Genomic DNA, 25,973 nt, shown 5'->3' with positions numbered 1-25,973 from the left:
GGCGACCCCCTAGCCTGGTGCCACCACCACCCGCGAGGAGCCCCGAATGCACACCTGGCCCGGCACCCCCTACCCGCTCGGAGCCACGTTCGACGGCAATGGCACGAACTTTGCCCTCTTCAGCGAGGCCGCCGAGCGCGTCGAGCTCTGCCTGATCGACGAGGCTGACGACGGAACTCGCGTCGAGACGCGCGTCGAGCTGATCGAGGTTGACGCGTTCGTCTGGCACGCCTACCTGCCGAGCGTGCAGCCCGGGCAGTTGTACGGCTATCGCGTGCACGGCGCCTACGATCCCGAGTCGGGGCAGCGCTGCAACCCGAACAAGCTGCTGCTCGACCCGTACGCGAAAGCGGTGCACGGCGAGATCGACTGGGACGAATCGCTCTTCCCCTACCGCTTCGGCGACCCGGATGCGCGCAACGACGATGACTCGCTCCCGCACGCCATGCTCGGGGTCGTCATCAACCCCTTCTACGACTGGGCCGGAGACCGCCACCCGCGCATCCCCTATGCCGAGAGCGTCATCTACGAGGCGCACGTGAAGGGCCTCACGCAGACGCATCCCGACATCCCCGAAGAGATTCGCGGCACGTACGCGGCCATCGCGCATCCCGCGATCATCGACCATCTGAAGAAGCTGGGCGTCACGGCGATCGAACTCATGCCCGTGCACCAGTTCGTGCACGACAAGCACCTCGTCGACGCCGGTAAGCGCAACTACTGGGGCTACAACACGATCGGGTTCCTCGCCCCGCACAATGACTACTCGTCGGTGGGCGACCGCGGCCAGCAGGTGCAGGAATTCAAGTCGATGGTGAAGGCGCTGCACGCCGCCGGCATCGAGGTCATCCTCGACGTCGTCTACAACCACACGGCCGAAGGCAACCACCTCGGGCCGATGCTCAGCCTCAAGGGGATCGACAACGCGGCCTACTACCGGCTCGTCGAGGGCGATGAGCAGCACTACATGGACTACACGGGCACCGGCAACAGCCTGAACGTTCGCCACCCGCACTCGCTGCAGCTCATCATGGATTCGCTGCGCTACTGGGTGACCGAGATGCGCGTGGATGGCTTCCGCTTCGATCTCGCCGCCACGCTCGCCCGCGAGTTCTACGACGTCGACCGGCTGAGCGCCTTCTTCGACCTCGTGCAGCAGGACCCGATCGTGTCGCAGGTGAAGCTCATCGCCGAGCCGTGGGACATCGGCCCCGGCGGCTACCAGGTCGGCAACTTCCCGCCGCAGTGGACGGAGTGGAACGGTAAGTACCGCGACACCGTGCGTGACTTCTGGCGCGGCGAGACGGGCACGCTCGGCGAGTTCGCGAGCCGCATCACCGGCTCGGCCGACCTGTACGAGCACTCGGGCCGCCGCCCCGTCGCGAGCATCAACTTCGTCACCGCGCACGACGGCTTCACCCTGCGCGACCTCGTCTCGTACAACGAGAAGCACAACGAGGCCAACGGCGAGAACAATCAAGACGGCGAGAGCCACAACCGCTCGTACAACCTAGGCGAGGAGGGGCCGAGCGCGAACCCCATCATCAACGCTCTGCGCGCGCGGCAGGTGCGCAACTTCCTCGCCACCCTGCTGCTCAGCCAGGGGGTGCCGATGATCGCCCACGGCGACGAGCTCGGCCGCACCCAGCGTGGCAACAACAACGTGTACGCGCACGACTCGGCCCTGTCGTGGATCGACTGGGCGAAGGCGGATGCGGCGCTCATCGAATTCGTGGGCTCCCTGACACGGCTGCGCCGCGAGCATCCCACCTTCCGTCGCACCCGGTTCTTCGACGGCCGCCCCGTTCGTCGCGGCGCCGGTGAGCCCATGCCCGACGTCGCGTGGTTGCGCCCCGACGGCAGCGCCATGGACCCGGAGGACTGGGAGTCCGGCTTCGGCCGATCGATCGGCGTGTACCTGAACGGTCGCGGCATCAGCGGACGGGATGCGCGGGGCGAGCGCATCGTGGACCGCTCGTTCCTCGTCTACTTCTCGGCCCACACCGAGCAGGTCTCGGTCACGTTGCCGCCGAGCGACTACGGCACCCGCTGGGAGCGCCTCATCGACACGAGCGGAATCGACGGCGAGCCACTGCTCGGCGCCGGCGACACCATGCCGCTCGACGGCATCAGCCTCGTCGTCCTGCGCGAGTGGATCGAGCCCGAGATCGTGGTCGACGACGCGGTCGCCGCGTCGCTGTCAACCGTGCCGATCGACGCCATCTCGACCCCGTCGGCGAGCTCTGCGAGCACATCGTGACCGCGGAGACGCGACGCGGACCACGCCTTCCCGTCTCCACCTACCGGCTGCAGGTGACGGCCGACTTCGACCTCGACGCGGTCGCGGCGCTCGCCGACTACGTGCGTTCGCTCGGCGCCGACTGGCTGTACCTGTCGCCGCTGCTGCAGGCGACGCGGGGGTCGAGCCACGGTTACGACGTGGTTGACCACGGATCGGTTGACGGTGAGCGCGGGGGAGCGGCCGGCTTCGAGCGCGCGGTGCGCGCCGCCCGTGCCGAGCAGCTCGGCGTGCTCGTCGACACTGTGCCGAACCACGTCGGAGTCGCCGACCCGGCGCAGAACCGCATGTGGTGGATCCTGCTTCGCGATGGAGCCGTTGGCGAGGCGGCCGCCTGGTTCGACGTCGACTGGGCGTTCGGCGCGGGCCGCGTGCGCCTTCCGGTGCTGGGCGACGAGCTGCCGCAGGTCATCGCCGACGGGCACGTGACGCTGCTGCCCGACGGGGTCCCGAGCGACGAGGGGGGCGATGCGCTCGCGCAGCCCGAGCCGGGGCCGGCGGTGCGCGTGTACGAGACGGTGTATCCGCTGCGCGAGGGCAGCATCCCGCCAACCGACAGTGACCCGACGGCGCCGTCCGTGATCCAGGCGGTGCTCGACGCGCAGCATTACGAACTCATGCACTGGCGCCGCGCCGACGCCGAACTCAACTACCGGCGGTTCTTCGCCGTCAACACGCTCGCGGCGATCCGGGTCGAAAACGACGCGGTATTCGACGAGAGTCACCGCGAGATCGTGCGCTGGGTGCGCGAGGGACTCGCCGACGGCATCCGGGTCGACCACCCCGACGGACTGCTCGACCCGGGCGGCTACCTCGACCGTCTCGCCGAGGTCACCGACCACGCGCCGGTGTGGGTCGAGAAGATCCTCGAGGGCGACGAGCAGCTGCCCGTCGCCTGGCAGGCCGCCGGCACGACCGGCTACGACGCGCTCGCGTCGATCGACCGCGTGCTCGTCGACCCGGCGGGCCGGGCAGCGCTGGGCGCGCTCGACGCGACCCTGCGCGGGGACGACACCCCACTCGACTGGCACGCGCTGATTCGTCGCACGAAGCGGAAGGTCGCCGACACGATCCTGCGCAGCGAGGTGCTGCGGCTGGAACGGGAGCTTCCGGCGGCAGCGTCGGGTGAGCATCCGATTGACGGCGCGGCGGACGCGCTCGCCGAACTGCTCGCGTGCTTCCCCGTCTACCGCTCGTACCTGCCGGTCGGCGCCGAGCACCTCGCCGAGGCGGTCGCGGCCGCTCGGCGCTCGCGCCCCGACCTCGACGCCGCGATCACCGCGCTCGAGCCGCTGCTCGCCGACCCCGACCAGCCGGTCGCGCGTCGCTTCCAGCAGACGAGCGGCATGGTTATGGCGAAGGGCGTCGAAGACACCGCCTTCTACCGGGTCAGCCGGCTCGCCTCGCTCACCGAGGTGGGCGCCGACCCGGCCGAGTTCTCGGTCGACGTCGACGAGTTCCACCGACGGCAAGCCATGCGGCAGGCCGCCTACCCGGCCTCGCTGACGACGCTCAGCACGCACGACACGAAGCGCGGCGAAGACACCCGTGCGCGCATCCACGTGCTGGCCGAGGTGCCCGACGCCTGGGAAACCCTGCTCGTGGCGCTCCGCGAGGGCGCTCCCCTCGGCGACGGTCCCTTCGAGAACCTCCTGTGGGAGAGCCTCGTCGGCGCGTGGCCCGTGGAGGCCGACCGCGCGCACGCCTACGCCGAGAAGGCAGCCCGCGAGGCCGGCACCTCGACCACCTGGACGGAGCCCAACGCCGACTTCGAAGACCGGATGCACGCCGCCATCGACACCGTGCTCGGCGGCGGCGAGCTCACCGACCTCGTCACCGACTTCGTGGCCGCGATCGCCTCCGCTGGCTGGTCGAATGGCCTCGCCGCGAAGCTGCTGCAGCTCACCGGCCCCGGCGTGCCCGATGTCTACCAGGGCAGCGAGCTGTGGGAGACGAGCCTCGTTGACCCCGACAACCGCCGACCCGTCGACTACGACGAGCGCCGTGCGCTGCTCGCCCGCCTCGACGAGGGCTGGCTGCCCGATGTCGACGCGAGCGGCGCCGCGAAGCTGCTCGTCACGAGCCGCGCGCTGCGGGCCCGCCGCGACCGCGCCGAACTCTTCACCCGCTACGCGCCCCTGCCCGTCATCGGCGAGGCGGCCCGGCACGCGGTCGCTCTCGACCGTGGCGGGGCCGTCGCGATCGCGACGCGGCTCCCCGTCGGCCTGGATGCGCGGGGCGGCTTCGGCGACACCGTGATCGTCCTGCCCCATCGCCCCGTCATCGACGTGTTCACCGGCCGCCACTACGACGGCGGCGAGCTGCGCCTCGACGACGTGCTGCGCCCCTACCCGGTCGCGCTGCTGCTGGAGGCGGAGCGGTGAGCGCGGCCGTGACGTCCGCACGGCACGGGGTGCTCGACGGGGCGGGGGCGCGCGATCGCGCGGTGCGCGTGTGGGCGCCCCGTGCATCCGTTGTTCGCCTGCATCGCGAGCGAGACGGCGTGACCGAGCGCATCGACATGGATGCGCAGCCCGGCGGCTGGTTCGCCCTCGAGCAGGCGTTGCGCGTCGGCGACCGCTACGGGTTCCTGCTCGACGACGACGAGCATCCCCTGCCGGACCCGGCGTCGCGGCGCCAGCCGGACGGCGTCCACGCGCTGAGCGCCGTCGATGACCCGGCCTCCCACGAGTGGCGCGACCAGCACTGGACGGGCCGGCAGCTGGCCGGCAGCGTCATCTACGAGCTGCACCTCGGCACCTTCACCCCCGACGGCACGCTCGACGCCGCCATCGGCCGTCTCGATCACCTCGTCGAGCTCGGCATCGACCTCGTCGAGCTGCTGCCCGTGAACGGGTTCAACGGCACGCACAATTGGGGCTACGACGGGGTGTTGTGGCACACGGTGCACGAGGGCTACGGCGGGCCGGCCGCCTACCGCCGCTTCGTCGACGCCTGCCACGCCCGCGGGCTCGGCGTCGTGCAGGACGTCGTCTACAACCACCTCGGGCCCTCGGGCAACTACCTGCCGCGCTTCGGCCCCTACCTGCGCGACGGCTCGGCGAACACGTGGGGCGACTCGGTCGCGGTCGACACCCCCGAGGTGCGCCGGTTCATCCTCGACAACCTCGCGATGTGGTTCGACGACTTCCACGTCGACGGCCTGCGGCTCGACGCCGTGCACGCACTCGTGGACGACCCGGACGACCACATTCTCGAGGCGATGGCCGTCGAGACGGATGCGCGCAGCGCCCACCTCGGACGCCCGCTGACGCTGATCGCCGAAAGCGACATGAACGACCCGCGGCTGATCCTGCCGCGGGAGGCCGGCGGCTACGGGCTCACCGCGCAGTGGAGCGACGACCACCACCACGCGATGCACGTTGTCGTGTCGGGCGAGACGGCCGGCTACTACGCCGACTTCGCTGACCCGGGTGCGCTTGTGAAGACCTCGACGCGGGGCTTCTTCCACGACGGCACCTACTCGAGCTTCCGCGAGCGAGACCACGGCGCGCCGATCCCGCTCGACGTGCCGTTCTGGCGGCTCGTCACCTGCGCGCAGAACCACGACCAGATCGGCAACCGCGCCGCCGGCGACCGGCTCTCTCAGACCCTGAGCGACGAGCAGCTCGCCGTGCTCGCGGTGCTGAACCTGACGAGCGCCTCGACGCCGATGCTGTTCATGGGCGAGGAGTGGGGCGCGCAGACCCCGTGGCAGTTCTTCACCTCGCACCCCGAGCCCGAGCTCGGGAAGGCCACAGCCGAGGGGAGGCTCGCCGAGTTCGTGAAGATGGGTTGGGACGAGTCGGTCGTGCCGAACCCGCAAGACCCAGACACGTTCACACGCTCGCGCCTCGACTGGGCAGAGATCGACCCCGACCACGAGGGCACCGCCCGGCATCGCCGCCTGCTCACCCTGCACCGTGACCTCATCGCGCTGCGAAAGGCCGTGCCCGAGCTGACCGACCCCCGCTTCGTGCACGCGGCGAGCGCGTCGGGGCCGGCGACCGCGGCCGCCGACTACCCCCTTGCGTGGTTCCGCCTCGATCGCGGAGCCGGACTGACCGCCGCGGCGGGTGGCCTCGTCAGCGTCTGCGTCGCATTCGCCGAGCCGGCGACGATTGCCCTGCCGGGTAGCCCCGGCGACGAGCCGCCGCGCCTGCTGTTCTCGACAACGTCGGATGCCCGCCTCGCGCCGCCGGCGGAGGGAGCCCCCGCGACGGACACCTCCGCGTCGATCACCCTCGCACCGTGGAGCGCCGCGGTCGTGCGCCTGCGCTGACTGAGCCTGCCGCGGCTACACCCCGCCGCCGATGCCGATCGCGAAGAGCAGCAGGGTCGGCGCGAGGCCGAGCAGCAGCGCGGCGACGAGGGCGACGGTGGCGACGCCGCGCCCGCCGAGCTGCGGCGCGCGCTTCAGCGCCCGCAGTGCGAACACGACCGTGACGATGGCGGCCGCCGCGGCGATCGCCAGTGCGACGAGGATCACGCTGATCTGCTCGACGCCGGGCCCCGTAAGAAACCCGCCGGCGACGACCTGCTGCAGGGCGAAGCCGGCGACCGTCGCGACGAGCCCCCAGCGGGCGATGCGCGCATCCCGGTTCGGGCCGGGGCGCAGCGAGCGGGTGACGGCGGGGCTGAACGCCGAGAATGGGTCGGGTTCCTTCTTCGGCGGCCCGATCAGGTGCGCGCCGTCGTACCACCGCTCGTAGCCGGGCCGCTCGGGGTCGGGCTGCCAGCCCGGAGCGTTCGGGTCATCCAACTCGTCGAGCTCATCGCGTTCGTCGTGCGCCACGCCGCCATTCTGCCGCCCGGCGCTGAGCGCCTCCCGCTAGAGCTTGTAGCGGTACGACAGTTCGGCCGGGTAGTCGCCGTGCGCCGTCAGCTGAGCCGCCGCGTCGGCCAAGTGGCTGAGGGTCAGCCCGAGGATCTGCGGCCCGAACGAGATGCGCCCCACGCCCAGCTCGGCGAGGCGGCTGATCGGCAGGTATCCGGGATGCGCGAACACCGCAATCGGTGCGCGCACCTTCTCGACGGCGTCGGCCACCATCTGCTCGTCCCGAAGGCCGAGCATGAAGATGCTGGTGGCACCGGCGTCGACGTACGCGTTAGCCCGGTCGATCGCCTCGCTCCAGTTGTCGGGGCTGCCCGCGAGCGTGTCGGTGCGCGCGTTGATCGCGAGCGGAACTCCCGCGGTGTCGGCTGCGGCCCGCGCCGCGGCGACCCGAGACGCCGCCTCGTCGAGCGGCCGACGCTCGCTCGTCGCCCCGGCCAGTGAGTCTTCGATGTTCATGCCGGCGGCACCCGCCTCGATGAGGCGCGCGACGTTCTCGCCGACGCCCCGAGCATCCGGTGCGTAGCCGCGTTCGAAGTCGACGCTGACGGGCAGCTCGGTCGACGCCGTGATCCGTCGCGCCGCGTCCAAGGCCATGTCGACGCTCATGCCCTCTCCGTCCTCCACCCCCAGCGCGTAGGCGATCGAGTGGCTGGCGGTCGCGAGCGCCCGCACGCCGGGAGTGCGCGCGACGATGCGCGCCGTCATGGCATCCCACACGTTGACGACGACGAGCGGATCGCCGGGCACGTGCAGCGCAGCGAGGGCGGCGGCCTTGTCGGCGGTGGTGGGCGGCGTCAGGTCAGCGGCATCACTCATGCCCTCACCCTGTCACGGCGGGCGGGCCGGCGACAGGGCCGATTCAGTACAGCTGGAACCCCATGAGCGCGTACGCGAGCAGGAACGACAGCGGCGTCGCCCCCAACACGACCGCGACGGTGAGTGCGGCGACGGCCGACGCGCGTCCACCCAGAGGGTCGGCGCGCTTCATGCCGCGGTAGCCGTAGAAGGCGGTGATGACGGCGGCGAGGGAGGCCGCGACGATCGACGCGATGATCACGGGCGGGTCGACGAAGCCGAGGCCCACCACCTCGGCGGTGGTGATCCATGCCTGCACGAAGAAGGTGGCGAGGGTGGCGACCAGTCCGTAGCGGGCGATGCGGGCATCCCGATTCGGGCCGGGCCAGAAGGCCCGCTTCCAGTTGGGGTCGAACGCGGCGCCGGGCCGGGGCGACCTGTGCACCCACTGGGTGAACTGCTGGCCGTCCCACCAGCGCTCCCACCCGTCGCGCTCGGGGTCGGGCTGCCAGCCGGGGCGGTTCGGGTCGTCCTCGTCGAGGTTGTCGAGGTGCGGGTGCGGGTACGTCGTCACGACGACATTGTGCGCCCAGAATCCTGGATGCTCGGTGCCGGTTCTCTGCAGATCGTCGCGCGGGGCAGGCCCCTAGTCGATCACTTCCTGCCTCGGCTTCACGGGAAGCATGAGTAGAAGGCCCGCGAGCAATACGAGTACGATGCCGATGACGCCGAAGCGCGTGTTCTCGGTCACTCCCACGATGATGGTGAACAGGCCTGGCGCGAGGAAGCTGACGGCGCGACCGGTGGTGGCGTAGAGGCCGAAGATTTCGCCCTCGCGGCCGGGGGGCGTGATGCGGGCGAGGAACGAGCGGCTCGCCGCCTGCACGGGGCCGACGAACAGGGTGAGGAACAGGCCGGCGATCCAGAAACCGATCTTTGCGTCGCCGATGAACAGGATGGCGCTGCCAGCGGCAACGAGGCCGATGAGCGAGCCGATGATGACGCGCTTGGCGCCGAACCGGTCGTCGAGCCATCCGCCGAGGAAGGTGCCGATGCCCGCGCCGACGTTCGCTGCGACGGCGAAGTACAGCACTTCGGAGGAGCTGAAGCCGAACACGACGGCGGCGATGATGGCGCCGAACGTGAAGACGGCGGCGAGCCCGTCGCGGAAGATCGCGCTGGCGAAGAGGAACAGCAGCACGTTGGGGTTCTTTGCAGCGAGCCGCTTTACGGTGTTCCAGAGTTGGGCGTAGCTGCCGAAGAATCTGACCCGGTTCTCGCGTTCGCGCGCGGGAATCTCCGGCACCTTCCGCAGAACGGGAATGGCGAAGATCGCGAACCAGATGGCGGAGGCGAGGATCGCGAAGCGCACGTCGAGGGCCCCGCCGTCGCGACCGAAGGGGACGTTGAGCAGGCCGTTGCCGGTGTCGCTGCCAAAGTTTTGGATGAACAGCACGAGGAGCACGACGAGCAACACGATGCCGCCGACGTAACCCATTCCCCAGCCGAAGCCCGAGACGCGGCCTACGGTCGACGGGGTTGAGACTTGCACAAGCATGGCGTTGTAGTTGACGCTCGCGAACTCGAAGAAGATGTTGCCAACCGCGAGGAGGGCCGCGCCGAGATAGATGTAGGCCGGGATCGGGGCGACAAAGACCATCGCCGCCATGGCTGCGACTACCAGGAACGTATTGATCGCGAGCCAGAGTTTGCGCTTGCCGGATCCGTCGGAGCGCTGGCCGAGGACGGGTGCGAGGACCGCGATCACCACGCCCGCGATGGTGAGTGCGCCCGAGATGACGGTGGAGTTTGCGGCGAGAGCCGCCTGGAGCCCCGGCTCGGTGATGTCACCGCCGGCGGCCTCCACGATCGCGGGGTCGACGAATAGCTGGCTGGCGAGATACGTGCTGAACACGAAGGTGGTGACCACAGCATTAAAGGCGGCCGAGCCCCAGTCCCAGAGCGCCCAGGCGCGCACCATTGATTTGGGTACCGGAGTTTCGGCGAGGGATCCCTGCCCGACGGTGCCGATGGCCCGCGTGTGGCCGATTCGGGGAACGCTCGGCGTGCGGGCACTGACGGTTGCTGCGTTCTCGACGTCGTCGTCGAGCGGCTTCTCGCTCATGCGCTCACGCTACTGCCGCGCGGTAAACACGAGGTAGCGCGACGCGAACTTCCTGAGAGTTGAGTCTGCGTGACGCAAGTTTGCGCCACTCGACTTGACAGCGGGCATCCCTAATCTCAAACTTGATATCGCGCGACTCAACCTTTTCCTCTGGAGTCGCGCCCACCATCTTCCCGATCAATCCGAACTACCAGAAGGAGCACCACCATGGCTCGTGCCGTCGGCATCGACCTCGGAACCACCAACTCCGTCGTCTCCGTCCTCGAAGGTGGCGAACCCACCGTCATCGCCAATGCGGAAGGCTTCCGCACGACCCCGTCGGTCGTGGCCTTCACCAAGGATGGCGAGGTGCTCGTCGGCGAGACCGCCAAGCGCCAGGCTGTCACCAACGTCGACCGCACCATCGCGAGCGTCAAGCGCCACATGGGCACCGACTGGAAGAAGGAGATCGACGACAAGAAGTACACGCCGCAGGAACTGTCGGCGCGCATCCTCGCGAAGCTGAAGCGTGACGCCGAGCAGTACCTGGGCGAGCCCGTCACCGACGCCGTCATCACCGTTCCTGCCTACTTCAACGACGCCGAGCGCCAGGCCACGAAGGACGCCGGCGAGATCGCCGGCCTCAACGTGCTGCGCATCATCAACGAGCCCACCGCGGCCGCCCTCGCCTACGGTCTCGACAAGGGCAAGGAGGACGAGCTGATCCTCGTCTTCGACCTCGGTGGCGGAACGTTCGACGTGTCACTGCTCGAGGTGGGCAAGGACGACGACTTCTCGACCATCCAGGTGCGCTCGACCGCCGGTGACAACCGCCTCGGCGGTGACGACTGGGACGAGCGCGTCGTCGACTACCTCGCCAAGCGCTTCAAGGACTCGACCGGTGTCGACGTCTCGGGCGACAAGATCGCCAAGCAGCGCCTCAAGGAGGCCGCGGAGCAGGCGAAGAAGGAGCTGTCGAGCTCGACGTCGACCAGCATCCAGCTGCCCTACCTCTCGCTCACCGAAAACGGCCCCGCGAACCTCGACGAGACGCTCAGCCGCGCCAAGTTCGAAGAGCTCACGAGCGACCTGCTCGAGCGCACGAAGAAGCCGTTCGAAGACGTGATTCGCGAAGCGGGCGTCAAGGTCAGCGACATCGCCCACGTCGTGCTCGTCGGCGGCTCGACCCGCATGCCCGCCGTCGCCGAGATGGTGAAGAAGCTCACCGGCGGTCAGGAGCCCAACAAGGGCGTGAACCCCGACGAGGTCGTCGCCGTGGGTGCCGCCCTGCAGGCCGGCGTGCTGAAGGGTGAGCGCAAGGACGTGCTGCTCATCGACGTCACCCCCCTGAGCCTCGGCATCGAGACGAAGGGCGGCATCATGACGAAGCTCATCGAGCGCAACACGGCGATTCCGACGAAGCGTTCGGAGACCTTCACGACCGCCGACGACAACCAGCCGTCGGTCGCGATCCAGGTGTTCCAGGGCGAGCGTGAGTTCACTCGCGACAACAAGAACCTCGGCACCTTCGAGCTGACCGGCATCGCGCCGGCGCCGCGCGGAATCCCGCAGATCGAGGTCACCTTCGACATCGACGCGAACGGCATCGTGCACGTCAGCGCGAAGGACAAGGGCACCGGCAAGGAGCAGTCGATGACCATCACCGGCGGCTCGTCGCTGCCGAAGGAGGACATCGAGCGCATGGTCCGCGAGGCGGAAGAGCACGCGGAAGAAGACAAGAAGCGCCGCGAGGCCGCCGAGGTGCGCAACAACTCCGAGCAGCTCGCGTACTCGATCGACAAGCTCATCAAGGAGAACGAGGACAAGCTGCCCGACGACGTGAAGACCGAGGTTCAGGCCGACGTCGACGCGCTGAAGGCGGCCCTCGCCGGTGACGACGACGAGGCGGTCAAGACCGCGTTCGACAAGCTCAACGAGTCGCAGACGAAGCTCGGCGAGGCGATCTACGCCGCGTCGCAGGCGGATGCCGCCGGTGACGCGTCCCCCGAGGGCGCCGAGCCGCAGGCGGAGGACGACGACGTCGTCGACGCGGAGATCGTCGACGACGAGGACGACAAGGACAAGAAGTAGTCCGATGTCGGCCAAGAAGCGCAAGAAGGACCGGGACGAGACTCCCGACGAGAGTGCCGACGGCGCGGCGACGAGTGAGGGTGGCGTCCCGGAGGACGCCGCCCCCCTCGCCGAAGATGGCGCGCCGACCGACGCGGAGGAAGTCGACGAGCTGATCGCGGCCGAAGACGCCGACGTCGAGGTGTCGGAGTCGGGCAACAGCCTCGACGCCGACATCGACCACATCCTCTCCGAGGCCGGGCAGGCCGAGATCGCCGAGTACCGCGACCGCGCCGCGCGCGCGGAGGCGGAGCTCGCGAACTTCCGCACTCGCGTCGAGCGCGATCGCGCGGCAAACCGCGAGGCCGTGATCGCCGAGGTGATCCGCACGTTGCTACCCGCGATCGACGACCTCGACCGCGCTGCGCAGCACGGCGACCTCGAGGGCAGTCCGCTCGACCTGGTCGCGCAGAAGCTGCGCACCGGTTTCGAGAAGTACGGGCTGCGCAAGGTCGGCGAGGTCGGCGAGGTGTTCGACCCGAATTTCCATGAGGCGATCGTGCAATTGCCGAAGCCCGATGTGACCGCCAACGAAGTGGGCGACGTGATTGAGGTCGGCTACGCGTTGAACGACCGGCTGATCCGGCCCGCGAAGGTGGCGGTCTTCACCCCCGAGAGCTAGGAGGCGTTCGTGGCCAGTAACGACTGGTTCGAGAAGGACTTCTACGCGACCCTCGGGGTGCAGAAGGACGTCAGTGACGCTGAGCTGAAGAAGGTCTACCGCAAGCTCGCGCGGCAGTACCACCCCGACTCCAATCCGGGAGACGCGGCCGCCGAAGCGCGCTTCAAGTCGATCAGCGAGGCCTACGCGGTGCTGAGCGACCCTCAGCAGCGCGCCGAGTACGACCAGCTGCGCGCGATGGGCTCGGGTGCCCGTTTCACGGCGGGCGGCTCCCCGGGCGGCTTCGAGGACGTCTTTGGCGGGATGTTCGGGGGGCCCTCCCGAGGACGGCCCCCCGCGGGCGGCTTCGACGACATCTTCGGCGGCCTCTTCGGGGGCGGTCAGGGCTTCCCCGGCGGTGCCGGCGCGGGCTTCCGCGGCGGGCCGCAGAAGGGACGAGACCAGACAGCCGAGGTGAGCCTCGACTTCACGACTGCGGTGTCGGGTGACACGGTGCAGCTCGAACGTCAGAGCGGCCGACCCCTGAAGGTAAAGATTCCCGCGGGCGTCGCCGACGGCCAGAAGATTCGCCTGAAGGGCAAGGGCGAGCCGAGCCTTACGGGAGGCGAGCCGGGAGACCTGGTGCTGACCGTGAAGGTGCGCCCGCATCCCGTGTTCACGCGCGACGGTCTGAACCTGCGAGTCGACGTGCCGGTGACGTTCGTCGAGGCCGCGCTCGGCGCGACCATCGAGGTGCCGACGCTTGGCGGCGAGCCGGTGCGGCTCAAGGTCGCGCCGGGCACCCCCAGCGGCCGGGTGCTACGGGTGAAGGGTCGCGGCGTTACGAGCGCGAAGGGTACGGGCGACCTGCTCGCCACCGTGCAGGTCGCGGTGCCGTCGCACCTGAGCGCCGAAGCAAAGAAGAAGCTCGAGGCGTTTGCGAAGACTCTGCCCGACGAGAACCCCCGTGACGACCTGCTGCTGAAGGCGCGCGGCTAGATCTAGCGCCAACGACTCGCGAGGAGGCGAGAATGAGCACCGTGGACGAGAACACCCCGATGTTCGCGATCGCCGTTGCGGCCGAGCTCGCCGGCATGCATCCGCAGACGCTCAGGCAATACGACCGGCTCGGCCTTGTCTCGCCCACCCGCACGGCGGGGCAGAGCCGCCGCTACTCGATGCGCGACGTCGTGCAGCTGCGCGAGATCGCGCAGCTCAGCTCGGAGGGCCTGAACCTCGAGGGAATCCGTCGCATCCTCGAGCTCGAAAACGAGGTCCAGGCGTTGCGCGGTCGCGTCCGTGAGCTCGAGAAGGCGCTCGCCGATGAACTGCTGAAGAGCCCGGGTCGGCGCGTTTTTGCCGCCGGCGCGGAGGGCGAGGTCGTGTCGATCAAGGCGGGCACGCGCATCCAGAAAGCGAACCAGCTGGTCATCTGGCGACCGTTCCGGCGCGGCTAGGTCTCGTGCCCGCCCGGTCTGCCCAGCCGGCTCAGCAGCGGCATCGTGGGTTAGCCCGTTATCGGAAGGTGCTCGGCTCCCTTGCGACCCGCACGGCGGGTTCTGCCGCATCGTGCTTCGCCGTCAGCGGGAGTTCGACCGTGAAGCGCGTTCCGCCGAGCGGGGAATCGTCGATCGTCACCTGCCCGCCGGCGGACTCGACGAGCGCCTTGACGATGGGCAGGCCGAGGCCCGTGCCGGGCATCGCCAGCTTCGACTCGTCGGATGCACGGAAGAATCGATCGAAGACACGATCGCGGTCGGCCTCTTCGATTCCCACGCCAGAATCATCGACCGTGACGACCCCCCGGTGACCCGCCACTCGTGTCTCGACCCGCACGGTGCCTCCCGCGGGAGTGAACTTGATCGCGTTGGACAGGAGGTTGGTCAGCACTCGTCCGAGGCTGAGCCGTTCCATGCCGACCAGGCGGTCGCCCAGGCCCGTGCTCACCTGGATGGCGATGCCCGATCGCTCTGCCGTGCGCCGCTGTTCGTCGATCGTGTCGATCACGACGGGGTCGAGTTCGCTCACGTCAACGCTGCGGTGCGTTTCCGGGTCGGCCAGCCGGCCCAATTCGAGCAGCTGTTCGACCATCTCCGCCAAGCGGTGCGAGTTGCGCAGAATGATCTGCGCGGCCTGCTTGGTCTCGGCAGGTCCCGTGTCGTCGATCTCTTCCGCGAAGCCCAGGATGCTGGTGATCGGGGTTCGCAGTTCGTGGCTGACGGCGGAGACGAAGACGTCTTTTTGGCGGGCGAGCTCGCGCAACTCGACCGTCACGGCGCGTTCGCGTTCGAGCGTGCGCGCCAGCGCATCGCGGGCCGCAATCGTGTCGGTGATCTCCACCAGTTGAACGCCGACGGCCATGTCACCGTCGTCGGCGGCCGACGTGGCCCCGGCGAGGCTGGCGAACACCTGGAAGCTGCGCCCGTTCTCGAGGGTGACCTCCTGCGTCAGGTCGTTTTCGGGGTGCTTCAGCCACCGCTCGAGGAGATCCTCGAGCCAGTTGTCGGTGCTCATGCGGTACCCGACGTCGTTTGCCTCGACGATCGTGAGCCGTCCGTTGGCCGAGCGGCGCAGGACGAGGAAACCCACCTGTGCGCCGATGAAGCCTCCGCGGAGGAGCGCCGTCCGCCGCTCCCGATCGTCAATCAGGGCCTCGCGTTCACTGCGTCCGACGGCGAGGAAGATCGTGGTGATGGCCGCGCAGATCATGAAGAGCTGCACAAGCTCGCCCGCGTTGTCGATGCCGTTCATGTCACGGTACGGCCCGCCCAGCGCGATGTTGAGGGTGGGAATGAGCAGCGCGATGGCGGCGAGTTGGGCGACCACGTACAGCGGCCGGAATCGCGCCGCCGCCCACGCGAGCAGGGGGAACAGGGTGAAGAGCACGGGCACGGGCAGTGCCGGGGAGAAGATCACCCCGGCGAGGGCGAGTGTCACCGTGAACTGAACGATCCCCTCCGCGATACGTGCGGGTTTGACCATGAGTGGCCGTCGAGAGAACGGCACGAGAGCGATGGGCGCCATCAGCAGCAGTGCCGACAGGTGCGAGAGGAACAGGGCCAGCCCCGTTCCCACCGGCTCGTCTCCACCGAGCGCGAAGTGGATGAGCCCGCCCAGCAGCGCCACGCTGAGTGCGCCGGCGATCCGCCGCGAGGAAGAACTGTCCGAGGCCTCGGACGTTGTCGAGGCGTGCGTGCTCGCCGTGCCGACCGACGATCAGCACGACGATGAGCGCCTCCAGCACGAGCAGTATCGGTGTTGCGATGCTGAACTCGACGGCTCGCCCGACCACGAGGTTGGCGAGCAGACCGGTCGCCGCGATGACGGCGAACGGTATCCAAATGGGTCCGCGAAACAGCAGGATGAGCAACACACCGGTACCGGCCGCGGGCCACCAGATTGCCGCGGTGTCCCCCGGCGGGGTGTAGATCAGTGCGACGACACCGAGTCCGAGGGTGAGCAGGCTGAGGCCGATGGCGACGCCGAGGTGCACGCTCCGGCGCGCGGTGCGAATGCGCTGCGCCGGGTGCGGCGCCGAGTATTGCGGGCCCGCCTCACGGTCGGGGCTCGCCGACCGATCGTGCCTCATGGCGAGAATGTACCCCGAAGCCGGCTCATTTCCCTAGCGCGACGCCGCCCCCCGTTCGATGGTCGATCCTCCCGACTAGCGTTAACGCGTGGGGGTTTCTGTGGGCGATTCCGTGGCGGCGCGGCTCGACGCGACACTGACCGCTCTGCGGCCGCACGCCGATGCGCGCGCGGCGGGGCTCCGCGCGTGGGATGCCGCCGACCGCTACCTGCTCGACACGCTCGCCGGCGCGCACCCCGAGCTGTTGGCCGAGCTCGCGGGCGTCGCGGATCCCCGCGTTGCGGTGATCGACGACGCGCACGGGGCCCTCGTGGCCGGCCTGTCCGTTCTTGGCGTGCAGCGTGCATCCATTCATCACGATTCGGTCGTCGCAGCGCGCGCGACCGCCGACAACGCTCGGGATGCCCGTCTCCCGATCACCCTCGACGCGCACCCACTCGAGACGGTCGCCCGGGATGCCCGCCTCATCCTGCTGCGCCTGCCGCGGTCGCTCGCCAGGCTGGACGCGATCGCCCGCGCGATCGCGCCGGTCGCCCACCCCGACGTCGTGCTTCTCGCCGGCAACATGGTCAAGCACATGACGCCGCGCCAGAACGAGGTGCTTGGTGCCGCGTTTGGGCGCGTCGATGTGTCGCTCGCGCGCGGCAAGGCGCGGCTGCTGACGGCACGCGAGCCGATCGCCAGCGTCGCCGCGGCCGAGCCCGAGCGCTTTCGGGACGGGGAGTCGGGGCTGGAGGTCGTGGCCGTACCGGGCACGTTCGCGGGCGCGAGTGTCGACATCGGCACGCGCGCGCTGCTGCACGCGCTCGACGACCTACCGGACGCTGCCGTCGCGCTCGACCTTGCGTGCGGCTCGGGCGTGCTCGCGGTAACGCTCGCTCGACGACTGCCGGCGGCGCACGTGGTCGCGACTGACGTGTCGGCCGCCGCCGTCGAGAGCGCCCGGCTGACCGCCGAGGCGAACGGGGTCGCGGTCGAGGTGCGGCACGACGACGGCGCCTCGAGCCTCGCCGACCGGAGCGTCGAGCTTGTGCTGCTCAACCCGCCGTTTCACGTGGGCGGCGCCGTGCACACGGGCATCGCCCATCGTTTGATTGCCGAGGCGGCGCGGGTGCTTCGACCGGGCGGCGAGCTGCGCTGCGTCTGGAATTCGTCGCTGCAGTACCGACCGGTGCTCGAGCGTCTCGTCGGCCCGACGCGGCAGATCTCCCGCACCCGCAAGTTCACCGTGACGGCGTCGACCCGGCGCTGAGCGGGCACGCCTACATGTCGCGGTAGCGCTTCGCCTCCGCGAGCTTCGCCCGCAGTTCGTCCGCGGTGAAGCGCGGCCCGTAGCCGGGGGTGTCACGCTGGATGCGCCAGCTGTCGGCGAGGGTTCCGCCGTCGACGGCGTCGAAGCCGATCGAGTCGATCAGCTGCGCGACGCGCTGCTTCGCCGCCTCATCGTCGGCGTGCACGGTGAGGGCGCGGCGACCGTCGGTGCCGGCCGGTTGCGCGTGGTCGGTGATCTCGCGCGCCGGGATGTGGGTGAAGGCTTTCACGAAGGTACCGCCCGGAAACTGTTCCGCGACCCACTCGACGGTGGTTGTCGTCTCGTCGTCGAGTGGCGGTATCTGTCCGTCGCGCTGCGGGTAGTAGTTGCCGGTATCGATGACGGTGCGCCCGGCGAACAGGTCGCGCGGCAGGCTCGGCACCTTCCCGAGTGGAATGGTGAGCACGACGAGGTCGCCGGCCGCGGCCGCCTCGGCGACGGTGGCCGCGGTGAGCGTGCCGACGCGCGGGCTGTCGGCGATCTCGGCAACGAGGCCCGCGAGCGATGCGGGGCCGCGCGAGTTCGCGATCACCACGTCGTGCCCCAGCGCGGTGAACGCGCGGGCGAGCTGCGAGCCGATGTTTCCCGATCCGATGATGCCGATAGTCGTCATGGGAGGAGTCAACAGCGTCAGTCTGTGCGCATTCCCTAGGCTGACCGGATGCACTCCGACCCGGTCTGCCTCATCATCACGAGCCGCCTGCGCCCCGGCCTCGACGGCGGATACACGGTCGCGACGATGCGGCGCGCCCAGCTGCTCGCCGAAGCGGGCCACCCGGTCGTGCTCGCGACGGTCGATCTGCACCCCGACTACACGCCGTTCGCCGACGAATTTCGCCGCCTCGGCCTCGCCGACTCCCAGACGGTCATGCGCAACCTGCTCGAGGAGCTCCGCAGCCGCCCCGCGATCCTCCGCGACGCCGCCGACCCCGAGCTCGCCCCGACGATCGACGAGTCGGCCGGGACGCACCGCGAGGCCTTCGAGCTCGACGCGGCCGGCGTGCCGTGGCGCCAGGTGGTGCGCGACGCCGCAGGCGCCGTCGTCTTCACCGACTTTTTCGACGCGGACGGCATGCCGCTGTTTCGACTGCCGTTCGTCGCGGCGCCCGACTGGTGGCGCACCGAGGCGGTGATCGACGTGCTCACCGCCGGACGCACCCCGAGCGGCGGTGCTGGCGTGGTGCCCAGCCGCGTGGGCGGTCTCGCCGGCTTCGGCGCGCTCTACCGCGCCTGGTGGCGGGCCCTCATCGACGACGAGCGAGCGCTCTACCCGGATGCTCAGCTTGTCGCGATCGCGGAGGCCCGGCAGGTCGGCGAGCACTGGAACGGAACGGGTGGGGTGCCCCTTATTCACACAGTGCACAACGCGCACACGACGGCGCCGCACGCCTGGGACAGCCCGATGGACGTCACGTGGAGCGGGTGGCTGGACACTCTGCCTCAGTACGACGCTGTCGTGTGGTTGACCGAACGCCAGCGCGTGGAGGTCGCCCGACGACGCGAGGCCGACGCCACCAGCACCACGCCTGCGGCGGACGACGCCCCCGGCTACGTCATCCCGCACCCGGCCGAGCCGCCCGCCGACGTCGTCGCCGACCCCTCCACGGTCGCCGGCGCCGCTCACCGTGATCTCGACCGCGCCGTCATGGTCGCGAGGCTCGCCCCGCAGAAGCGCCTCGACCACGCGATCCGCGCGTGGCGCCTGGTCATCGACGCCCGCCCGACCACACGACTCGACATCTACGGCGACGGTCCGCTCCGCGCCGACCTCCAGGCCCTGATCGCCGAGCTCGACCTCGGCGACGCGGTGACCCTGCACGGTTACACCCCCGACGCCCCCGAACAGTCCCGCACGGCGGCGCTCTTGCTGCTGACGAGCGTCTACGAGGGCCAGTCGCTCGCCATCACGGAGGCGATGGCGCGCGGATGCCCCGCCGTCTCCTACGACATCGCCTACGGCCCCGGAGAGCTCATCACCGACGGCGAGACGGGCCGCCTGGTCCCCGCCGGCGACATCGCGGCGCTCGCCGACGCGGTTCTCGGGATGCTCGGAAACGCGACCGAGATTGACCGCCTGTCACGCGCATCCCTCGACTGGGCGCTCGCGAACGGGCCAGAGAGGGCCCTGGCGCGCTGGAAGCAGCTGTTCGCCGATCTCGCAGGGCGAACACCGCGCGCGCTTTCCTCCTAGCGCGCTCACAGCCGCACGCGTAAACTTGAGTCAGCGCGACTCAAGATTTGCGCGTTATGGGTACCTCCGGTCACGAAAGGCCAGTCGCACATGGCGAACATGCAGGGTGCGCCGTCAACGAACGGCGACCAAAAGTCGGCACTCGAGCAGTACGGCGTCAACCTCACCGCGATCGCGAGCGCTGGAAAGCTCGATCCCGTCATCGGCCGCGATGCCGAGATTCGTCGCGTCAGCCAGGTGCTGAGCCGCCGAACGAAGAACAACCCCGTGCTCATCGGCGAGCCCGGCGTCGGCAAGACCGCCGTGGTCGAAGGCCTCGCCCAGCGCATCGTTGCGGGCGACGTGCCCGACTCGCTGAAAGACAAGCAACTCGTCTCGCTCGACCTGGCCGCGCTGGTTGCCGGCGCGAAGTACCGCGGCGAATTCGAAGAGCGGTTGAAGGCCGTGCTGAAAGAGATCGACGAGTCCGACGGCCGCGTCATCACCTTCATCGACGAGCTGCACACGCTCATGGGCGCGGGCGGCGGCGAGGGTTCCGTCGCGGCGGCGAACATGCTGAAGCCGATGCTCGCCCGCGGCGAGCTGCGGCTCATTGGCGCCACGACGCTCAACGAGTACCGCGAATACATCGAGAAGGACGCCGCGCTCGAGCGCCGCTTCCAGCAGGTGTTCGTCGGAGAGCCGAGCGTCGAAGACACGGTGGCGATCCTGCGCGGCCTCAAGGAACGCTACGAAGCGCACCACAAGGTGGCGATCGCCGACAGCGCCCTCGTGGCCGCTGCCAGCCTGTCGAACCGTTACATCACGAGCCGGCAGCTGCCCGACAAGGCGATCGACCTCGTCGACGAGGCCGCCAGCCGGCTGAAGATGGAGATCGAGTCGAGCCCCGTCGAGCTCGACGAGCTGAAGCGCGCTGTGACGCGCCTCGAGATCGAAGAGCTCGCCCTGAAAAAGGAGAAGGACGAGGCGTCGAAGGCGCGACTCGAGGCGCTGCGCGCCGAACTCGCCGACAAGAGCGCCCAGCGCGACGAGCTGGAACGCGCGTGGGCGGCCGAGAAGCTCGCCCTGAACGCGGTCGGTGATCTGAAGGAGCGCCTCAACAACGCCCGCATCCAGCTCGATCTCGCCATCCGTGACGGCCGCTACGAGGAGGCCTCGCGCCTCGAGCACGAGACGATCAAGAAGATCGAGAAGCAGCTGGCTGACGCCGAGCACATCGAGCAGCGCCCGCGCATGGTCAACGACCAGGTGACCGACGAGGACATCGCGAGCGTCGTTGCCGCGTGGACGGGCATCCCCGTCGACAAGCTGACGCAGGGCGAGACCGAGAAGCTGCTGAACCTTGAGGCCGAGCTCGGCAAGCGCATCATCGGGCAGAAGGATGCGGTCGTCGCCGTCAGCGAGGCGGTGCGGCGCACGCGCGCCGGCATCTCCGATCCCGACCGGCCGATCGGCTCCTTCCTGTTCCTCGGGCCCACCGGCGTCGGCAAGACGGAGCTCGCGAAGGCGCTCGCCGACTACCTGTTCGACGATGAGAAGTCGATGGTGCGCATCGACATGAGCGAGTACGGCGAGAAGTTCGCCGTGTCGCGGCTCATCGGCGCCCCTCCCGGCTACGTCGGTTACGAGCAGGGCGGGCAGCTGACCGAAGCTGTGCGCCGCCGTCCTTACTCGGTGATCCTGCTCGACGAGGTCGAGAAGGCTCACCCCGAGGTGTTCGACCTGCTGCTGCAGGTGCTCGACGACGGGCGACTCACCGATGGGCAGGGGCGCACCGTCGACTTCCGCAACACAATTCTGATCCTCACCTCGAACCTGGGATCGCAAGCGCTCATCGACCCGTCGCTCGACTGGGATACGAAGGTGGCGGCCGTGAACGACATGGTGCGCCAGGCGTTCAAGCCCGAGTTCGTGAACCGCCTCGACGACATCGTCGTCTTTTCGACGCTGTCGACCGACGACCTCGGCCAGATCGTGTCGCTGCAGGTCGACCGCCTCGAGCGCCGGCTCGCGGACCGTCGCCTGCAGCTCGCCGTCACGCCGGAAGCGCGGGCCTGGCTCGCCGAGCGCGGCTACGACCCGATCTACGGCGCGCGTCCGCTGCGCCGGCTCATGCAGCACGAGATCGACGACCGGCTCGCGCGGGCGATCCTGTCCAACGAGATCACCGACGGCGACGTCGTGCGCGTGCACGTCGACGCCGACAGCGACGCGCTGACCGTCGACCGCATGGAGGACCTGCCGACGCTGTAGGGGTGAACGTCTGCGCCCGATGCGAAGATGCATGCGTTCTTGCATGTAAACTTGCTATCATATGCGCATGGTTGCTCTGCAAATCAGGCACGTTTCTGAGGCGACGCGCGATGCTCTCGCGCGCGAGGCGCGGCGGCGCAATACCTCGCTCCAGGACTTCCTGCTGGGTGTCGTGGAGCGTGAAGCGGCTGAGGCGCGTCGACGCGAGTGGCTCGACGAGCGCCGCACTGACCCGAACCGTCCGCGGCCAACGATCGGGCTCGACGTGATCGTCGACGTCATTCAGCAGGGCCGAGAGGCCCGCGGCGCGTGATCGTACTCGACGCTTCCGTGCTCGTCTCCGTCTTGGTGGACGACGACGCGGGCTCTACCGATGTGGCACTTCAGCGCATGCGCGATGACCTGCACTGGGTCGTGCCCGAGCACGCGATCATCGAGACCGTACATGCTCTCCGCGGGTTGATGTTGGCGGGAAAGATCACCCGGCACGAGCTCGACGATCACACTCAGACGCTGGTCGATTGGGGGCTGGAGGCGTGGCCGACCGTCCCGCTCCTTCCGCGCGTGCTGCAGCTTGCCGATAATGCGTTCGCGTATGACGCGGCGTACGTGGCTCTCGCTGAGGAGCTGTCGGCGCCCCTCGTCACGGGCGATAGGCGAATGGCGCAGATCCCGAACGTGCGCTGCCCCGTCGTGACGATCGCCGTGTCCGATTCCCGCTAGACGCAGGTCAGGATGCGCGATGGAATGGTGCGCGTGACCCCGACAAGCACCACCACGTCGCGCACGCTGCGCCGCCCGCGCGCGGACGCGACGGGCGCGCAGTGGCGCCCCGGGCATCCCGGATTCGCGGAGCGCTACCGGGCGATCGCCTCGCGCGACGCCCGCTTCGACGGGCAGTTCGTGACCGCCGTCGCCTCGACCGGCATCTATTGCCGGCCGTCGTGCCCCGCGCGCACGCCGCGCGAAACGGCGGTCGCGTTCTATGCCACCTCGGCCGCCGCCCACGAGGCCGGCTATCGAGCGTGCAAGCGGTGCCTGCCGGAGGCGACCCCGGGCAGCCCCGAGTGGGACTGGCGTGGCGATGTCGCCGGCCGCGCGATGCGACTCATCGGCGACGGCGTCATCGACCGCGAGGGCGTCGCGGGGCTCGCCGCCCGCCTCGGCTATAGCCCGCGCCACCTGACGCGCCTGCTCACGGCCGAGCTCGGAGCAGGCCCGCTCGCTCTGGCCAGGGCCCGCCGCGCGCAACTCGCCCGCGCCCTCATCGTGGGAACGCCGCTGCCTCTCGCCGACGTGGCCTTCGCCGCCGGGTTCGGCTCGGTGCGGCAGTTCACCGACACGGTGCGCGAGGTGTTCGCGGTCACGCCGAGTGAGTTGCGCGCACGCGCGCAGCGGCCCTCGCACGCGCTCCCCGGCGATAGCGACCCGGCGCCAGAGACCCCGCTCGTCGGCGTGAGCCTCGCCCTGCCCGCGCGCCAGCCCTACGACGCGCCGGGCATGTTCGGCTACCTCGCGGCCCCGGCCTCGCGCCGCTCGTGGCCAGCACGCCGGGCATCCGCGTGCCGGGCACCGCGGATCCTGCCGAGCTGCTCGTGCGCACCATCGTCGGCCAGCAGATCTCGGTCGCCGCGGCGCGCACCCACCTGGGGCGCCTCGCCGCGGCGGCCGGCGAGCCCGTCGCCACGGGGGTGCCGGGGCTCGAGCGGCTCTTCCCGACGGCAGGCGCGATCGCCGCCACGCTCGCCGACCAGGATTCCGCGAACCCCGCCCGGCCGCTGCGGCTCCCGGCTCGCCAGGTCGACACGGTGGCGCGGGTCGCGCGGCTCATCGCCGACGGCGAGCTCACCCTCGACGTGGGCGACGACACGCACGAGCTGGCCGCGCGCCTCGCCGCACTTCCCGGCCTCGGACCCTGGACGGCCACCTACGTCGCGATGCGCGTCACCGGCACCCCCGACGCCTGGATCCCCGGCGACGTCGCCCTGCTTGCCGGTGCCCGCGCGGCCGACGTCGTCCCCGCTGACCTCCCGCGCCCCGCCGCGTTCCGCCAGCTCGCCGCCGCGTCCGACGCGTGGGCACCGTGGCGGTCGTACGCCGCTGCGCACCTGTGGCGGGCCGCCCTCGAGGGCGTGCCCGCGCATCCCGAACCACCCCGAAAGGACACCCCATGACCGCCAGCCACACCGCCGGCCGCACTGCCAGCGCCCGCACCGTCGAGACCCCCGACGGCCCGTTCACGATCATCGCCGACGCGGATGCGGTGCTCGCCTCCGGCTGGACGGCCGACGTCGCCGCGGTCATCCCGCTCATCCACCGCACCATGCGGCCGACGGCCGACGCGCTGACGGGGTCCACGCCCGCGCTCGAGTCCGCGCTCGTCGCGGTCGAGCGGTTCTACGCCGGCGACAGCACGGCGCCCGACGCGGTGCCCGTTCGCCAGCGCTCCGGCGAGTTCCTGGAAGCGACGTGGCGCGTCATGCGCGGCATCCGCCCGGGTCGGCCCGTCACCTACGCCGAACTGGCGGCGCTCGCCGGACGCCCCGCCGCAGCCCGGCCAGCAGCCGCCGCCTGCGCCATGAACGCGGCCGCGCTGTTCGTGCCTTGCCATCGGGTGCTGCGCACGGGGGGCGGGCTGGGCGGATTCCGCTACGGACTCACCATCAAGCAGAGCCTGCTCGACCGCGAGGCGGGCGCGTGATGGCGCGCATCCAGTAAGCGTTCACTCCGCGTCGATACCGTTCCCACCATGCTTGCCACGGTCATCCACGCCGCCCGCGACATTCGCCTTGAGGAGGCGCCCGATCCGCGGCTTAGCGGCACGGGTCGCGACGCCGTCGTGCGCGTCGTCGCCGCCTGCATCTGCGGCAGCGACCTGTGGCCGTACCGCGGCGTGGTTGACACCGACGAGCCGCACCGCATCGGCCACGAGTTCGTCGGCGTCGTCGAACAGGTCGGCCACGACGTCACGCGCGTGCGCCACGGAGATTTCGTCATCGCGCCGTTCTACGACTGCGACATGACGTGCGTCCACTGCGTCAACGGCGTGAGCCCCTCGTGCCAGAACGGCAACTGGTGGGGCCGCGACGACCGTGACGGCCACTTCGCCGACGGCGCCCAGGGTGAATTCGTGCGCGTTCCGACCGCCGACGGCAGTCTCACGGTCGTGCCCGGCCCGATCGACGACGCGATGGTTCCGCACCTGCTCACGCTCAGCGACGTGATGGGAACGGGCTGGCACGCCGCCGTGTCGGCCGGGGTCGCGCCCGGCTCGACGGTCGTGGTCGTCGGCGACGGAGCGGTCGGCCTCTGCGGCGTCATCGCCGCGCAGCAGCTCGGAGCCGCGCGCATCATCGCCATGTCGCGCCACGCCGACCGGCAGGCCCTCGCCCGCGAGTTCGGCGCCACCGACGTGGTCGCCGAGCGCGGCGACGACGGCATCGCGGCGATCATGGCGCTCACCGGCGGGGTCGGCGCCGACCGTGTGCTCGAGTGCGTCGGCACGGCCGAGTCGATGGATCAGGCGATCCGCGCCGCCCGCCCCGGCGGCCGCGTCGGCTACGTGGGCGTTCCGCACGGCGGCGCCGAGCTGCCGATCCGCTCCCTCTTCTCGCGCAACGTGGGCGTCGCCGGCGGCATCGCCCCCGTGCGCAATTACGTGGATGCTCTGCTTCCGCTCGTTCTCAACGGCACGATCCAGCCCGGTCGCGTCTTCGACCGTGAGGTGCCGCTCGCAGGCGTCGCCGAGGGCTACCGACTGATGGACGAGCGCGAGGCAATCAAGGTGCTGCTGCGTCCGTAGCCGCATGGTCGGGTCTCACCAGGCCGCTGTCAACCCCGTGGCGGCCCGCGGCGGACACGT

Annotated in this window: 20 protein-coding genes and 1 pseudogene; 15 read left to right on the top strand and 6 right to left on the bottom strand. The window is 70.0% G+C overall.

Going from position 1 to position 25,973, the window contains the following annotated elements:
• The first annotated feature begins 46 nt into the window (after positions 1-46).
• From glgX to treZ, 3 genes are read left to right on the top strand one after another with little or no spacing between them, the layout of a single operon-like run.
• Positions 47-2,260, top strand: coding sequence for a glycogen debranching protein GlgX (glgX, locus tag CPY97_RS00660; protein ID WP_096419945.1), 2,214 nt, complete (start codon positions 47-49; stop codon positions 2,258-2,260).
• On the top strand, positions 2,257-4,683 hold the full coding sequence (treY, locus tag CPY97_RS00655; protein WP_096423242.1) for a malto-oligosyltrehalose synthase: 2,427 nt from the start codon (positions 2,257-2,259) through the stop codon (positions 4,681-4,683). Before glgX ends, treY begins: the two co-directional genes overlap by 4 nt.
• Before the next feature lie 29 nt (positions 4,684-4,712).
• Positions 4,713-6,581, top strand: coding sequence for a malto-oligosyltrehalose trehalohydrolase (treZ, locus tag CPY97_RS00650; RefSeq protein WP_096423241.1), 1,869 nt, complete (start codon positions 4,713-4,715; stop codon positions 6,579-6,581).
• A 15-nt stretch (positions 6,582-6,596) separates the two neighbouring features.
• Here the strand turns inward: treZ and CPY97_RS00645 are convergent, their stop codons facing one another.
• The 4 genes from CPY97_RS00645 to CPY97_RS00630 form a co-directional block, all read right to left on the bottom strand.
• The gene (locus CPY97_RS00645; protein WP_096419943.1) at positions 6,597-7,094 is read right to left on the bottom strand and encodes a DUF2510 domain-containing protein; all 498 of its coding nucleotides are present in this window, start codon (positions 7,092-7,094) and stop codon (positions 6,597-6,599) included.
• Between the two features lie 36 nt (positions 7,095-7,130).
• Entirely contained in the window at positions 7,131-7,952 is an 822-nt protein-coding gene (locus CPY97_RS00640; protein ID WP_096419941.1) for an isocitrate lyase/PEP mutase family protein, read from the bottom strand.
• A 43-nt stretch (positions 7,953-7,995) separates the two neighbouring features.
• Positions 7,996-8,505 (bottom strand): DUF2510 domain-containing protein, encoded by a 510-nt coding sequence (locus CPY97_RS00635; protein WP_096419939.1) that lies wholly within the window; start codon positions 8,503-8,505, stop codon positions 7,996-7,998.
• A gap of 72 nt (positions 8,506-8,577) precedes the next feature.
• Positions 8,578-10,056, bottom strand: a complete 1,479-nt coding sequence (locus tag CPY97_RS00630) for an MFS transporter (RefSeq protein ID WP_096419937.1) — start codon at positions 10,054-10,056, stop codon at positions 8,578-8,580.
• A 207-nt stretch (positions 10,057-10,263) separates the two neighbouring features.
• Between CPY97_RS00630 and dnaK the strand changes: the two genes are divergently transcribed.
• From dnaK to CPY97_RS00610, 4 genes are read left to right on the top strand one after another with little or no spacing between them, the layout of a single operon-like run.
• The gene (gene dnaK / locus CPY97_RS00625) at positions 10,264-12,126 is read left to right on the top strand and encodes a molecular chaperone DnaK (RefSeq protein ID WP_096419935.1); all 1,863 of its coding nucleotides are present in this window, start codon (positions 10,264-10,266) and stop codon (positions 12,124-12,126) included.
• Positions 12,127-12,130: 4 nt separating this feature from the next.
• A complete protein-coding gene (locus tag CPY97_RS00620; RefSeq protein WP_096419933.1) occupies positions 12,131-12,787 on the top strand; it encodes a nucleotide exchange factor GrpE in 657 nt (218 codons plus the stop codon).
• 9 nt (positions 12,788-12,796) lie between these two features.
• Complete coding sequence (locus tag CPY97_RS00615; RefSeq protein WP_096419931.1) at positions 12,797-13,765, top strand: DnaJ C-terminal domain-containing protein; 969 nt, start codon at positions 12,797-12,799, stop codon at positions 13,763-13,765.
• Between the two features lie 32 nt (positions 13,766-13,797).
• Positions 13,798-14,223 (top strand): heat shock protein transcriptional repressor HspR, encoded by a 426-nt coding sequence (locus CPY97_RS00610; RefSeq protein ID WP_173826842.1) that lies wholly within the window; start codon positions 13,798-13,800, stop codon positions 14,221-14,223.
• Between the two features lie 58 nt (positions 14,224-14,281).
• Here the strand turns inward: CPY97_RS00610 and CPY97_RS00605 are convergent, their stop codons facing one another.
• Positions 14,282-15,892 carry a sensor histidine kinase gene (locus CPY97_RS00605; RefSeq protein WP_096419929.1) on the bottom strand — a complete coding sequence of 537 codons (1,611 nt, stop codon included), beginning with the start codon at positions 15,890-15,892 and terminating at the stop codon, positions 14,282-14,284.
• A 551-nt stretch (positions 15,893-16,443) separates the two neighbouring features.
• Between CPY97_RS00605 and CPY97_RS00600 the strand changes: the two genes are divergently transcribed.
• Positions 16,444-17,607 carry a class I SAM-dependent methyltransferase gene (locus tag CPY97_RS00600; protein WP_231923979.1) on the top strand — a complete coding sequence of 388 codons (1,164 nt, stop codon included), beginning with the start codon at positions 16,444-16,446 and terminating at the stop codon, positions 17,605-17,607.
• 10 nt (positions 17,608-17,617) lie between these two features.
• Here CPY97_RS00600 and CPY97_RS00595 read toward each other — a convergent pair whose 3' ends face one another.
• A complete protein-coding gene (locus tag CPY97_RS00595) occupies positions 17,618-18,280 on the bottom strand; it encodes an NADPH-dependent F420 reductase (protein WP_096419927.1) in 663 nt (220 codons plus the stop codon).
• Between the two features lie 48 nt (positions 18,281-18,328).
• Here CPY97_RS00595 and CPY97_RS00590 point away from each other — a divergent pair, with 48 nt between their 5' ends.
• From CPY97_RS00590 to CPY97_RS00560, 7 genes and pseudogenes are all read left to right on the top strand, one after another.
• Positions 18,329-19,858, top strand: coding sequence for a glycosyltransferase (locus CPY97_RS00590; RefSeq protein WP_096419925.1), 1,530 nt, complete (start codon positions 18,329-18,331; stop codon positions 19,856-19,858).
• Positions 19,859-19,948: 90 nt separating this feature from the next.
• The gene (locus tag CPY97_RS00585) at positions 19,949-22,111 is read left to right on the top strand and encodes an ATP-dependent Clp protease ATP-binding subunit (protein ID WP_096419923.1); all 2,163 of its coding nucleotides are present in this window, start codon (positions 19,949-19,951) and stop codon (positions 22,109-22,111) included.
• A gap of 67 nt (positions 22,112-22,178) precedes the next feature.
• Positions 22,179-22,424 carry a hypothetical protein gene (locus tag CPY97_RS00580; RefSeq protein WP_150129150.1) on the top strand — a complete coding sequence of 82 codons (246 nt, stop codon included), beginning with the start codon at positions 22,179-22,181 and terminating at the stop codon, positions 22,422-22,424.
• Entirely contained in the window at positions 22,421-22,834 is a 414-nt protein-coding gene (locus CPY97_RS00575) for a type II toxin-antitoxin system VapC family toxin (RefSeq protein ID WP_096419919.1), read from the top strand. Before CPY97_RS00580 ends, CPY97_RS00575 begins: the two co-directional genes overlap by 4 nt.
• Before the next feature lie 24 nt (positions 22,835-22,858).
• Positions 22,859-24,285: pseudogene (locus tag CPY97_RS00570) on the top strand (Ada metal-binding domain-containing protein).
• Entirely contained in the window at positions 24,282-24,812 is a 531-nt protein-coding gene (locus CPY97_RS00565; protein WP_096419917.1) for a methylated-DNA--[protein]-cysteine S-methyltransferase, read from the top strand. Before CPY97_RS00570 ends, CPY97_RS00565 begins: the two are co-directional and overlap by 4 nt.
• A gap of 48 nt (positions 24,813-24,860) precedes the next feature.
• Positions 24,861-25,913 (top strand): zinc-dependent alcohol dehydrogenase family protein, encoded by a 1,053-nt coding sequence (locus tag CPY97_RS00560; RefSeq protein WP_096419915.1) that lies wholly within the window; start codon positions 24,861-24,863, stop codon positions 25,911-25,913.
• The last annotated feature ends 60 nt before the right edge of the window (positions 25,914-25,973 follow it).

The sequence above is a fragment of the Microcella alkaliphila genome (genome assembly GCF_002355395.1).
Classification (GTDB): domain Bacteria; phylum Actinomycetota; class Actinomycetes; order Actinomycetales; family Microbacteriaceae; genus Microcella; species Microcella alkaliphila_A.
This window is presented reverse-complemented; position numbering and strand designations above follow the sequence as displayed.

What these genes read in the sequence shown, in the direction of transcription:
- CPY97_RS00580 (WP_150129150.1), top strand. Translation starts at nt 22,179, where the DNA reads ATGGTTGCTCTGCAAATCAGGCACGTTTCTGAGGCGACGCGCGATGCT.
- CPY97_RS00630 (WP_096419937.1), bottom strand. Translation starts at nt 10,056, where the DNA reads ATGAGCGAGAAGCCGCTCGACGACGACGTCGAGAACGCAGCAACCGTC.
- CPY97_RS00590 (WP_096419925.1), top strand. Translation starts at nt 18,329, where the DNA reads ATGCACTCCGACCCGGTCTGCCTCATCATCACGAGCCGCCTGCGCCCC.
- CPY97_RS00565 (WP_096419917.1), top strand. Translation starts at nt 24,282, where the DNA reads ATGACCGCCAGCCACACCGCCGGCCGCACTGCCAGCGCCCGCACCGTC.
- CPY97_RS00620 (WP_096419933.1), top strand. Translation starts at nt 12,131, where the DNA reads ATGTCGGCCAAGAAGCGCAAGAAGGACCGGGACGAGACTCCCGACGAG.
- CPY97_RS00560 (WP_096419915.1), top strand. Translation starts at nt 24,861, where the DNA reads ATGCTTGCCACGGTCATCCACGCCGCCCGCGACATTCGCCTTGAGGAG.
- dnaK (WP_096419935.1), top strand. Translation starts at nt 10,264, where the DNA reads ATGGCTCGTGCCGTCGGCATCGACCTCGGAACCACCAACTCCGTCGTC.
- CPY97_RS00585 (WP_096419923.1), top strand. Translation starts at nt 19,949, where the DNA reads ATGGCGAACATGCAGGGTGCGCCGTCAACGAACGGCGACCAAAAGTCG.
- glgX (WP_096419945.1), top strand. Translation starts at nt 47, where the DNA reads ATGCACACCTGGCCCGGCACCCCCTACCCGCTCGGAGCCACGTTCGAC.
- CPY97_RS00595 (WP_096419927.1), bottom strand. Translation starts at nt 18,280, where the DNA reads ATGACGACTATCGGCATCATCGGATCGGGAAACATCGGCTCGCAGCTC.
- CPY97_RS00640 (WP_096419941.1), bottom strand. Translation starts at nt 7,952, where the DNA reads ATGAGTGATGCCGCTGACCTGACGCCGCCCACCACCGCCGACAAGGCC.
- CPY97_RS00610 (WP_173826842.1), top strand. Translation starts at nt 13,798, where the DNA reads ATGAGCACCGTGGACGAGAACACCCCGATGTTCGCGATCGCCGTTGCG.